Source organism: Phocaeicola sp. GP0067 (genome assembly GCF_031119655.1).
GTDB classification, from domain to species: domain Bacteria; phylum Bacteroidota; class Bacteroidia; order Bacteroidales; family Bacteroidaceae; genus Phocaeicola; species Phocaeicola vulgatus.
Window position 1 is genome coordinate 45,020 of sequence record NZ_JAVHZY010000009.1, and the last position, 13,296, is coordinate 58,315.

General features: G+C 42.0%; 7 protein-coding genes. 1 reads left to right on the top strand and 6 read right to left on the bottom strand.

Features of this window, described 5'->3' with window-relative positions:
* Positions 1 to 185 precede the first annotated feature (185 nt).
* Genes RE317_RS09310 through RE317_RS09320 form a run of 3 tightly spaced genes read right to left on the bottom strand, consistent with a single transcriptional unit; the run spans position 186 to position 4,714 of the window.
* Complete coding sequence (locus RE317_RS09310; protein ID WP_022508697.1) at positions 186 to 1,913, bottom strand: pectinesterase family protein; 1,728 nt, start codon at positions 1,911 to 1,913, stop codon at positions 186 to 188.
* A 6-nt stretch (positions 1,914 to 1,919) separates the two neighbouring features.
* Positions 1,920 to 3,080 carry a dienelactone hydrolase family protein gene (locus RE317_RS09315; protein ID WP_022508698.1) on the bottom strand — a complete coding sequence of 387 codons (1,161 nt, stop codon included), beginning with the start codon at positions 3,078 to 3,080 and terminating at the stop codon, positions 1,920 to 1,922.
* 20 nt (positions 3,081 to 3,100) lie between these two features.
* Positions 3,101 to 4,714, bottom strand: a complete 1,614-nt coding sequence (locus tag RE317_RS09320; RefSeq protein ID WP_008669644.1) for a pectate lyase — start codon at positions 4,712 to 4,714, stop codon at positions 3,101 to 3,103.
* A 188-nt stretch (positions 4,715 to 4,902) separates the two neighbouring features.
* Here RE317_RS09320 and RE317_RS09325 point away from each other — a divergent pair, with 188 nt between their 5' ends.
* A complete protein-coding gene (locus RE317_RS09325; protein WP_117829733.1) occupies positions 4,903 to 5,394 on the top strand; it encodes a cupin domain-containing protein in 492 nt (163 codons plus the stop codon).
* 93 nt (positions 5,395 to 5,487) lie between these two features.
* On the opposite strand, the gene RE317_RS09330 is transcribed toward RE317_RS09325, so the two are convergent.
* From RE317_RS09330 to RE317_RS09340, 3 genes are read right to left on the bottom strand one after another with little or no spacing between them, the layout of a single operon-like run.
* Complete coding sequence (locus RE317_RS09330) at positions 5,488 to 7,488, bottom strand: S9 family peptidase (protein ID WP_117873546.1); 2,001 nt, start codon at positions 7,486 to 7,488, stop codon at positions 5,488 to 5,490.
* Between the two features lie 17 nt (positions 7,489 to 7,505).
* Positions 7,506 to 9,890 (bottom strand): glycoside hydrolase family 31 protein, encoded by a 2,385-nt coding sequence (locus tag RE317_RS09335; protein WP_008669640.1) that lies wholly within the window; start codon positions 9,888 to 9,890, stop codon positions 7,506 to 7,508.
* A gap of 13 nt (positions 9,891 to 9,903) precedes the next feature.
* Positions 9,904 to 13,272, bottom strand: coding sequence for a sugar-binding domain-containing protein (locus RE317_RS09340; protein ID WP_008669639.1), 3,369 nt, complete (start codon positions 13,270 to 13,272; stop codon positions 9,904 to 9,906).
* Positions 13,273 to 13,296 lie beyond the last annotated feature (24 nt).

A 13,296-nucleotide genomic window follows, 5' to 3' on the forward strand; every position in this document is an offset into this window, starting at 1 on the left:
TTCATATATAGTAGGCAAAAATACATAAAAAACGAGAGATACTGATATACAAGCTCCTAAAAAAACAAAAGGGGAAAAGTTAAATCCCCCCCTTTATCATTCTACTCTTCCCTGACACTTTCCATAGGAACAAATAGAATTCCTCCCTACAGTGACAAAGTATTATTACTGGTAGAAAGAACAGCTTATCTCTTTAAATTCTGCAACAATACATTTCCATTTTCCACCGGATTCCACCCGTCATCACCTGCCAAAATCTGTGCTTCATTATAATTACTGATATCGTTCAGCTGCTTTCCAAACGAAGCACGCGAAGCGGTAGCCGCCCCTTCTCCCGTATTCCGGTATTCAGCATAGAATACGGTTTCCTCATTTTCTTTTTTGCCCCAGTTGTTCCAACCCACCGGAAGAATATGCTTTCCCAAATCACAATGAATATAAACAGCCTGTGCATAAGGACGCCAAGGACGGGACAAATACACCTTCTGAGCCTCAGCCACACCCGTCAATTTACAGCCTATAAAAACATAGCCATATTTTTTGCCTTGATCTGTAGAAGGAGCGGTAACATACCCATCACCCAAACTATGGATGGTGCAATCCTTAAACAATGCCGTAGACCAGCCAAAAATAAAATCCACCGTACCCTCTATATAACAATGGTCATAAAACTGACGACTGTCTTTGCCATAAGTGTACAAAGTATCCTGATTTCCCAAAAAACGACAGTTTTTGAAATAAGCGCGATCTCCACTAACAAAACAGGCCACTGCCTGCCCCACTCTGCCGGCACTATTCTCGAAAGTGATATTCTCAGCATAGAAATCGGGAGCATAAATATAACAGGTTGATGAACCGGAGGTAGACATTTCTTCTCCGAAATAGTTCTTTTTAGAAGCAAAATCATCATTTGTCAGAATTGCTCCGTCCTCACCTATCAAAGAAATACTAATCTTGCTTTCAGGAATAACCACTTTTTCTTTATATACCCCTTTACGGACTAGAATAGTAGTGCGTCCTGCTTTACGAAAATCGGGGACAGCATGAATCGCTTCCTGAATGGTAAAGAAATCACCACTGCCATCTTTTGCCACTACAAAATCATAATGACGTACAAAAGGCGCCAATGCAGGAACCTCTTTAGCTATAGCATCCACTGTCAAACCAGCAATAGTACGCGCCCCATATACATTCAGGTGCGTATTATCCTCACGCCCTTTCGGACAAGCTGCACACACACCTTCAGGAATCCACATGAACAATTTTTTTGAAGCCTCCGGCCCCATCTCCTGCACCAAATCATGCGTTATCTTGTTCATATCCACAAAAGGCACATCCAACTCTTTTGCCACGTTACGCGGAGACTCCAAATATTTTCCATGAGTATCAATCAACACTTCTCCATCTTGAGAAGCACTCCCCTTTGACAAATCCTTGCGCACATCATCTTCGGCTACCGCATTTTTATTATTCCGGAAATTACGACGGACAATGGCATTGAACAACACGGGAATTCCCCCTTTAGCACGTGTTTCTTTTACAAAACGGCGTAGATTGGCATCAAAAGTAGATCCGGGATCAGTATGACGTTTCTCATCGGCCTTCTCATCATTATGCCCAAACTGAATAAAAACATAATCACCCGGCTTTACTTTATTAATTACTACCTCCCACAATCCTTCATCAATAAAACTTTTAGAACTCCGACCATTTCTAGCATGGTTTTCCACACGAATATTCTCACTGAAATATCCTCCCAGCACATGGCCCCATCCACGTTCCTGATTACCTCCCTCTAAGGGTTTGTTGGCCATAGTCGAGTCACCTATCATAAAGATAGTAATTGTGCGGTCTGCCGTAAAAGCAGAAAATAACAACAAGGCAACAAATGCCATCAACATCTTAATTTTCATCGCTTTTTATTTTAAATTTTGATTAAAGAACTCAAGTATATCATCCTGTATCTCCTTACTGCAAAAATGGGGCAAATCATAGAACTTGGTGGTCAACAGATTTTCTACCGATTGACTCTTCCATACATCCTGCATGGTAGAGAAAGCGCTTTCAACGCCCTTTACAGGAAAAAGTTTGTCCCGCAAGCCATTGATGAACAACATCGGTTTGGGACAGGCGATAGATGCCACATGAGGATAATCCATCCAATTCCGTATTCCGGGAATAATCATGGAATAAGCAGACCCACCTTTGTTCTGATTATTGGTAAGTGTCATTAAGCTATCTGTAGTATTCATCCAGCACACAGCAGCGCCTGCCTTCACCACATCTGTAGCGGCACTGACCATCCAGGCACGATGTGCTCCCATGGAAAAACCCATCGTTCCTATCTTGTCCTTATGAACCATGGGCAATGAGGCCAGAAATTCCGCGCTACGAATATCATCCCAGGCTATCAAGGCTCCCCAAGACATTCCCATCTGTAACATATTGGCCGCCAACGCTTGCTGTGAGTCATAGCGTACTCCTTCCTTACGTCCCCGTTCCCCCCAAAACAAGGCATCCACAGCAAGCACTACATATCCGTGACTTGCCAGATAATCACCTACATACTGTTTGTCATAACATTTTTCCGCCCAATCGTCCGCATCGGCCAGTACAGATGCTTCCACACCGAACGGACGTACCATCTTCTCTTTCCCTATCGAAAAATGCGCACCGTGATCGTGAAGCAGCAATACTGCCGGGAACGGGCCATTCCCGTCAGGAACCAACAGATAAGCAGGAACACGAGAATATTCCGAAACACTGAACAAAATCTTCTCCGCCCTATATCCATTCCGTTGCTCGGTATCTATCACTTCCTTATCAAAAGCCGTAGCAGGAGGAGCAGGCAACATGCAATCCAATAACGTTTTTCGAGCTTCCTCACGCCACTTTTCGAAATTTCGGATAGCAGAGTTCCCCCATGCCATAGGATAAGTCAGGTTTTCTTTCATCTTCTGATAGAACAGCGGCATATCATTCTGCGTTTCATAACGCATAGAGACTGTTTCCACCTTTTCCTGAGCAGAAGCCGTCAGACTTATCCCGAACAACAATAAACAAATTACAGTATTCTTCATAAACCTATACCTAACAAACTTTACTTTTCAAGGTAACTAATTAATTTTATCATATTATCAATATAATCCCCAACAGAGATGCACAATTCTCCGGTGGTACACGGATAAGGTGATGTATCGTGCTCGTCCCCTACAAAGGTAGCTATATATTTCGTTTCCTCACTAGGTCCTGAAACAGTATATGGCTTATACGGGTTCGAGGTTGACTTTAAAGGAGAGAGCCAGCAACCGTCCTTAGTCAGTGATTTCACCAATTTCCGGGCAACTTCTTCCGTAGCTTTTCCACGTAAACGAGTATAATATTTAGGTAAAGGAACCAAATGATCCTGCAGCAAAGGTGAATTCTTCGCCAATTCGGATACAGGAAGTTTTTTCACTTCCTCATAACGACGACGCAGTTCACCAGGATTCACAAAAGTTGCCGAATTATAATGAGCTATTGTATTTTCTATATTCTGATCTATATAATAAGTACCGTTTTTCACATTACTTCCCTTACGATGGACATACAGTGGTTTACCAGTATCAGGATCTACAAAACGAGGAACCAAAATAGCTTCCGGATTAGTCGACTGACTCTTCCATTTCTTCACATCCGATTCCGGTAATTTCATTGATTCCAAAAAACGAATTGCAGCAGGAATCCCCGACAGGAAACGAGTATCAGCTGTAAGTTTATAGTAATCCATCATTAAATTAACAAGACGGACGGTAGTACCGGTGTTCACACTGCGCGGTTCATAAGAACGGGCATGAGCCGGTTTCAAATCATCTACTGTATATTGGTCTGCCCAGCCTGCATAAGGTTCCCCTTGTTGAAGGGAAATCATCAAGTACATAGCACGCATAATAGGCTCCTTTACCCCTTGCAACCCCATTGCCTGATAGCATTGAATCAAAAACTCGGTCGCATCAGGAATCACATCATCATTCAGAGTAATAAAAGACGAATAATCTTTCTTACCTTGAAAAGGGTGATCATACATCAAAGGATACCGTTGAGGCCATCCACCCACCGGATATTGACTTTTCAAAACAAAATCAATGGTTTTCTCCAAAGCCGGACGGAAAGCAGGATCATTTTTTTCCACATACATACGAAGTAGAAATTTGGCAGCCTCCATAGTACCCGCATCATCGTAAGTCGCATTTCCATAATAATGTTGAAATTCTTCCAGACGCCAGCCATTTTTACCAACGGTATCATACCAGGACTTTAAGGAGTTCTCTCCTGCAAAATCGAACACATAATTCCATCCGCCACATTCAAGCTGTCCCCAAATCAAGGTGTTAGCCACTTTTTTCGCAGCTTCATAATAATACTCATCTCCTGTAGCATGATAAGCGTCAAGCAACAAATGACCGACAGAAGGAGTTCCCGGCGGCTGAATCCATACCATTGTCCTCTTGGCTTCCATCTCTCCCCATGAACGGGACATATCCGGCAAATAATTCCATACGAAGCCACCATTATAACTCACTTTGTCCATCATAAACCGAGTGGCGGTTTTCATCGTATTTATAACTTGGTCATCTAATTTTTTATTAGTTTGGGCTATACCTATACAAGCAAAATTTGCCATGCACAGGCAAAGGACAATTCTTTCCCAGTTCTTCTTTAATGTGCTTTTCATTGTTGTTTTAGTGTTTTGATTCAAGTTTAAATATCATTATGAAGCAAAATAAGCCATTTTCCGGAGCTTGGATTTGTAATATTTGGTCTTTTCCTCGTATATTTTAATCACGACGAACTACCCTCCCCATATTATAAGTATATTTGAAGAAAAGTTTTAGTTATTCATTTTATATTAAATGCAAGATCATGAATCGTAAGGTAAGAACCGCATTGTATGCTTGCGCCTTGATGGCACCACTACTATTGCAGAGCTGCAATGCACAAAGTGAAAAAAAAGAGAGCAACAAAGAGTGTACTGAAGAAACAAACAAAAACACTGAAAAAAAGGTTATGAAAACAGGTAGTGAAAACTTCATTTTTGCAGAAGGCAAAGAATGGGAACCTGCAGGCGAAGGTGTAGTGCGCCAGATCATGGGTTACAATGATGACATCATGGTTGTTAAAGTAAAATTTGAAAAAGGTGCCGTAGGAGCTGTTCACCATCACGTTCATTCACAAGTAACATATGTGGAAAGCGGAAAATTTGAGTTTACCATCAATGGTGTGAAAAAAATTGTATCGGCCGGCGACTGTCTGTATAAGGAACCGGATGCTGTACATGGTTGTGTATGCCTGGAGCCGGGTATGCTGATAGATTGTTTCAGTCCGATGCGTGCTGATTTTCTGGAAAAGAAATAGACAAGCCATATATTCCATCCACTGCAGGAGCAGATTGCTGTGCCCTCCTTTGGGCATTTAATATGCTCCTACAGTGGAAATGAATTCTATTTTTTAATCTGCAAAACGAATGGGACAATTGCTTAACCTTATCAAATCCGGTAAATCATAATATTTCAAAGCACCATACAACACATTAGAATACATATCCCACTGCATAGGCCTCTCAATGTATTCCTTCCAAGTCTTCATACTATGTTTTATCTCCACACTGCTGATTCTTTCATCCAAATAAGCAGCATGAATTGCAACCGGACCATAAATACCATTGGCAAATACCTTGACGGGGTGTCCTTTCAGAAATTCGTGTTCTGAACAAAAATCAAGCAAAGTCAAAATATCGACAACACGTTGTCCCATAATAGGACGCCCTATATGCATACTGACCATTGCATTGCGATACTCACGGTTCCAATATTTAGCATCCGTATAGAATGCAGGATCCGTTGTTTCCCCCAATCCGCGCAAATCTGCCAACAACAAGATTTTTCCTTCCGTCAAGGCAGCAGCAAAATTCGCATATTCACTCAAATAAGTTCCTTTTCCCTCTTCCTGTAACCTTAACTCAACAGGAGAATCAGCATTCGCTCTGAACGGCATGATAAGAATACAAGGAACAGGCATCTCCCCTTCCCTTATAAGCTGAAACTTATATTGTTCATATTCACGCATTGAATCATGTCCGGTTGCTTCAATTCTTATTTTATGGTCAGGAAGATCTTTAAGACCTAATAAATCCAGCATTCTTGCTTGAATAGTTTTCTTTCCTTTCGAAAGAAACGCCTCACGCTTGGAAGCCCATTCATCCAGCTGATTCACATTTTCCTGCATAATACTGAGTGCTCCAGGCATAGATACATTCACCTGCCCTTTAGTCGTACAAAGCATATCTGACAACTGGAAACGTTCTTGTTCCGCTTTCTTCACCGGAGATTGATCATCTTTCAGCCAACGCTTGAACCAACTGACCAACTTTTGCCTTTTTTCAGTTCCAAGTCCATGCCCTGTTTCTACTGTCAGCATATCCACCTTTTCGGGAACTCCCAATACTTTATAGCACTGTTGTAATTCAGCAAACCCTTGTTGTGCACCCCATAAATCGACAAAATCATATTTACCGCTTAAAATCAATAAAGGCCGTGGAGCCATCATTAAAGCAAAATCAGGTACTTCCAGTTGTTCACGCCCTTCGTATGGTATATGTTGGCAACCATCGGAAGGACCTTGCAACTCCATAGTACGTTCTCGGGTAGAAAAGAAACTACAAATGGCCGCTACCTTTACACGGGGATCCAAACCTATATAATAAGCGGTCTGAGTACCACCACCAGAAGATCCATATACTCCGATACGCTCCGGATCAATATCCTTACGAGTCAATAAATAGTCCAAAGCCCGATGATTATCCCAATATTCCTGTGCCGCCAAACTAGTACCAAGCAAGTTAAAGCCCGCATTCAGTAAGGTATGTTCCGTGGTAGCCCCCCGTGTCAGCGGTTTTCCTTCCCTATCAATAAGTTGCAACCGTTCTCCCTGGCCTATGGGATCTACCACTAGTACAGCAATACCATTGGATGCCATCAGCATAGCGGCATGAGACGAAGAACCTTTACCATTCAATCCATGTCCGCAAAGTTCCAATGTTGCCGGAACAGGAACAGTCATGTTCTCCGGCATATAAAGATGTACTGTGACATAGCGGCCGGGCTTGCTTTCAAAAATTATTTTCTCTATATGATAGCCGGTACCTTGTATCTTCCCCACCACCTGAACATTTAAATTCTCTTTTTCAGGAAAAGTACCTACTATTTGTTTATATCGTTCACGGCAACCCTCCAGGTACTCCTGCATCCCGGCAGGAGAAGTAAATGCTTGCTGAATGGCTGACTGCCGGGATGCAAACTGCCGATGTACATCACGCATCAGATAAGAATTATAAGCAGTACTTTGACTCCAAGGTAATGCCTTGAACTCCCCCTGAGCAGAAACCACAACAGTCCCCACCCATATTCCCAAACCTACACATAAAGTGCGAAAACCGATAATTTTTCTCATAGAATCATCCCTTTAAGTTATTGTACCACAATTTCAATTTTCTGACGGTTATCTCCGGCTGTCTTCACATACAAACGTTTATGCTCTATATCATAAAACCAGCCTGTATTCCGCTCTGCATCTGTAACTGATGAAAGAACGGGCAACGATTTACCATTTTCTATCACAGATTGCGGAACGTTCTGCAAATAAGCCTTCACCAGATAAGTGTGTTTGGCAGGTTTGTACTTCCCTACCGGTTTATCTGCAGTAAACGTCCAGCTACCATCAGCGAGCCTGCTGGTAAAGCGGGTCAATGAACCAATCCCTTTTTGATAATCCATTGATATACCATCATCTTCATACATCTCGTAAGAAGAAATACCTGACGGATAGACATCCAATGTTATCACATCTACAGGATGCTGATCTACCCACTGCATAGCAGGTTGCATGGGAATAATAGCTCCTGCTTTTATATAGACAGGCAACACATCCAGCGGAGTAAGAAAAGACTTATATTGACGGCCCTCGTAACGCTCACCGGTTTCATAATCAAACCATTCTCCACCGGGGAAATAGACATGCTGACTCAGTGCACCTTTGGTAGTGACAGGACAAACCATCATCCATGGTCCGAACATATATTGACGTGTCAGCTGATAGGTATTCTCATCCTGAGGATAATCCATCACTAAAGGAGTCATCATGGGACGTGCCGTTTTATAAAGCTGATAGGCATTACTATAAATATAAGGAATCAATGTATAACGCAAACTATCGTATTTGATAAAATTAGCCAAGGCCTCCGGACCATAAGTCCAAGGTTCATGATAACGGGGGTGATCCATACCGAACACCATGGCGATAGGTGAAAACATACCGAACTGTACCCAACGGGTATATAACTCCGTATCGTAAGGAGAATATTGTTCAAATCCCCCCATGCAATGAGTCCAGTTACCTACACCACTCATACCGATATTAAGTCCTGCACGTATCACCGGTTCAAACCACTGCCATTCACTCCCCCAGTCTCCGGCCCAGATATAAGGATAACGCTGAATTCCCGCATAACCTTCACGGGTATGTGTCAATCCTCTCATATTATTATATTCCTGGAACTTGCGATAGGGAGCTTCCGCATAAGCCAGAGGAAAAATATTATGAAGTTCCTTCAGATTCATCGTTCCTCCGACATCCGTCTTTACAAACCTGGCCCCGATGGAAGCTACTTTCATTACTCCGTTCTCCCACCACCAGTCCACGGCTTTCGGATCAAAGAAATTCACCAGCCCTTCTGTCTTTGCTCCGGGATACAGAACATTTCCCTGCTCACGCGCCTTATCCAACAGATGATATTCAGGGCCATTATCTAATATGGAACGGATATGAAGCCCCACCATCTTTACATTTTGCGCATAACAACTGTCAAACATGGCTTTCGGATCTTTGAACGTATTGCGCCATTCAAAACAGCAACCACCATTTCCGTAAGTCGTATTAAACAGTCTCCAGGTAGAATCCAGCCAAAGCAAATCAAAAGGTACTCCTTCCTCACGCAAACGTTTACATAAAGCAGGCGGGTATTTATCGGAAGTCATCTCTTCATTCTTCCAGGTTCCACCGGAATAAGTACCGACATGCAATCCCATTGCAAAACGAGGAAGCATGGGGGATTTTCCAGTCAATTCCGTATATCGGTCAATCATGGTATAAAAATCGGGACCATACATAAAATAATAGTCCAAATCACCGCCAAAAGCTTTGAACGAATAATAATCACTACTATCCCACCCCATATTCCATTCGGTAGCAAACGGAGTATGAAAGAACAAACCATATCCTTTGGTACTCATCATAAAAGGTACGGGACAATAATTGGCACGTAAAATATCTTTTCCTCCTACAGCCGGTTTTATCCCTCTTCCCAACTCTACATTCAGATAAATCTTACGCCCTCGCTGATCCATGAAATCCATACGTTCCCCAAAACCAAAGAAATGCTCATCCGGCTGTAGAACAGCTTTCATCTTGACAGAATCCTTATAAAAACGTTGTTCCTCAAGTTCTGTATAAAGCATCTTGCCGTTTTTATCAGAAACAGACAGACAGAACGGATTCTTGGTAGCCTCTATAATCAGTTTTCCGGTCGTAATCAACCATGCAGTACCTCTATCTTCCACCGTATAGTTGACAGAAGAAAAATCATATTTCCGAACCATCCACTGTTCATTCTCAGCGAACACAGTACCTTGAGAATGACGTACACGGAACATATCATCTGTACAAAATTCCAATTTCACATTTCCCTGAGGCAAAAAAAACAACAAATCATTTCCTGTCTTCTTAAAAGAAGCACTAGCCGCCCATACCCCTATACAATACAGGCATAAACAAAAGCATAGGATTGTTTTTTTCATGGTATCTGTTATTTTATTTAAAATCAATCATATTGAAAATCAGCTTTTTGGCTACAAGTCCGGCAGCCGAATCATTAATGATGTTCCCATAGATATCCAATGTAGAGAACAAAACACTACCCTTACCCATCGGTACAATCCCCATAGCAGTTCCGATAGCCATAGGATAAGTATGATAGGCTCCGACCAGCAATTCTTCACCTTCCATCACTAATCCCATACGCTCCACCCCTGTATGTATCAATGCCTGATAAGGCCAGTTGAGAGCATTTCCGACAGGAAGTTCCTTGAAAATATCATGCGGCTTATTAAACATCACCCCGCCCAGCCAGTTGGTTCCAACAAAGAATTTGTCCTTAAACACCACTTTACTATTAGCCGCTATAAATTCCGACCATTCATCAGCACTCTGAATAATAAAGATTTTGGTTCCATCATTTACGGCACGTTCCATTAAACGCTGTGCATCCGGCATCTTATCATTAGGAACAGCCCAATCCAAACGACAACGCGCGTTACTACGAGGATGCCTGAAACGGATCTCTATATCGGCAGACTTGCCTCCTTCCAAATAGACTTTTCCATCGCCCAAATGCTCTTTCTTCCTGGTAATTTCATATATTTTCTTACCATTGACAAAGACTTCAATCATACTACGATCATTACTCTGAGGAATAATCGTATATTCACCACTGACAGAAGGAAGTAGTTTACCACTCCATTTAATACCATAACCATCAAGCATATACACAAAAGGACTTGGTGTAGCTCCCTCAATAGCACTCAGATTAACCACCTTGGCCACTTCATGATAAACTTCCTTCTGAAATTCCATATCCTCATAATAGACCACATCCAATCCCGGTTTGCCGTCGGCAGAGCGTAACGCTTCCATCGGCACCATTGTCAACTGATCTTTCCTAGGAGGACGGGCCACCATAATCCAATCCAACTTTCCTAAATTATCCTCGTAAGCTGCAACCGCTTCTTTCGTTTTACCCTTCAAGAAATTCTGTAAAGCACTCCCATCTTCCCAAACGGCCCCTTTACCATCCAACATATTGGATGCCAGATTTACAGACAATATATCATCATACCCAGTTGTAACAACAGAATTTTCCTTACACAGTTTTGCTTCAATCCTACAAAGTCCTCCAGCTGTAGGAACAGGTATTTTTACATCTTTCACCAACAACTGACCATAAACCTCACCTCCGGCGGCTTCCGTTTCATAAGTCCCTACCTCCATCACTTTTCCTTGATAGTCTGTCACCGAGATTTTCAATTGATGGTTTCCCCGGACATTCTTCTCATTAATCAGATAAAAATCAACGGTCACCTTTCCCTCTGCGGCTGCAACCTGTTGCCTGGTCTTTACCGCTACATACAAAGGCTGATTATAACGAGCTATGATAGCCGGATCTGATTTGGGATAACGAAAACAATCGACAATTCCCGAATAATTCTCCGTCAATTCCGATTCCCATCCATTAACAACGTATGCATCCGTCAAATTATTCATTCTGGCCGATTCTATTTTACGTCCCTGATGTTCATAGGATACAGTTCCCATAGCCACACACAAATCATCCACGGTAGGATAAACAGTCCTTAACTGTTTAGCATCCAGAAATTTATTGAATTCATCATACCAACGTAGAAACTCTCTGCCATCCCATCCTTTATAGTTATATTTTTCCAAATCTTCTTTATTCTTTTCCAAACGAGGAGGTGATGATAAAGCCCCTTCCTCACCAAAGAATACAATTTCACGCTTATTCTTGGTATCATTATAATAATCGTCAGGGCCTTTGTACAAACCTTCATTCCAAACAGCAGGTCCTCCGGCACGATGATAATCATACCAACCACTCCAATACACTTTTTCATCGTAAGGACGAATATGAATTTTAGCCTGATCTTCTATATCATCTCCCTTAGCCCAAGCCGAGGTACGAAGAATCAACCGGGAAGGATCCAATACACGCATATCCTTCATCGCTTGAATTTCCAATTCTAACTTTTCAGGAGCAGCATTTCCCGATTCATTCATCATATTATAGATAACCAGACAGGGATGACTGCGATCCCTCTTTACCATACGGATGACCTTTTCATGCAAAACAGCATTCATAAACGGCTGTCTCACATCCAGACGGAAGCCGCCAGGCTCTTCAAAATAGAGCAGTCCCAACTCATCAGCATAATTCATTACGTCAGTATTACCGATAAAACGATGAAAATTCAACATATTCAATCCTAACTCCTTAGCGATGCGAATTTGCCTTTCAGCCAATTCTTCCGATGGAAAAATACCATTGACCGGCCAAAAACTCCAACTGATGGCCGAGCGAAGCATGATACGTTTTCCGTTTAAACGAAAAACAGCATCCTCACCTATACCGGAAGCCTCGAACCAACGGAATCCAAAACGGCGGGAATCTTTATCTACCCAGTTCTTTCCTTCGGATAACTCCACCTCACATACATACAGATTAGGATCATCCACGCTCCATAATTTCGCATCCGGAGCTGATACAGGAATCTTCAGTTCATTTAGGCCTTTATTTAATGAAACACCCTTTATCTCTTTAGAATAAACTATTTTTTCTTTATTTTGCCACTCGTACACCGTTATACGAAGATCCTGCTTCGTAGTCTTTCCTTTTTCATTCTGTAACGTCAGAATAGCATTAGCGGTGGTTATCTGAGGAGTGTTCTGCATATAAATATCCGCCACATAAACAGCATTACAGACCTTCATACCAACTTTTCCTGTTATTCCTCCAAAGCCATGACCGGGAGGCAACATTTTATCTCCCCACGGAATAGTTCTGGAGTCACGCCAATCATGGTTACCACCCGCATCCGTTATACGTACAGCCAATTGTACTTGTTCTCCCGATTTTATATAAGGAGTAATATCCGTTTCGAAAGAAACATTGTCCACAATCTGATAATCCACTAATCTCTGATTAATAAAAATCTCCGCCCGTGAACGTATAGAGCCAAAATTCAAAAAGACTTTTTGTCCTTTCTTCAACACCGGAATATCCATTGTACGACTCCACCATGTAACTCCTGTAATATCTCCTTCGGGTCCGGACTGAGTTTGAAGATATTCTTCAGCTGTTCCGGGAACCTGTACCGGAAGAGTCTGGGCAGAAGTCAATATATCCCATCCCGCTGTAGGAACAATTACAGGACTTTTCTGTGCCTCTTCCAATGTCAAATAAATATCCTCTGTCTGCCAAGCTGCATTTTTATCCTGCCATAAATGCCATCCTTTTCCTGACAAATCAAAAAACGGTCTCTCCTGTGCTCTCACCCCATAAAATGGACATAACAACAAAAATGCTATGGCAACAATACTCTTCTTCATAATTATCTATTACTTTCTTTTAAT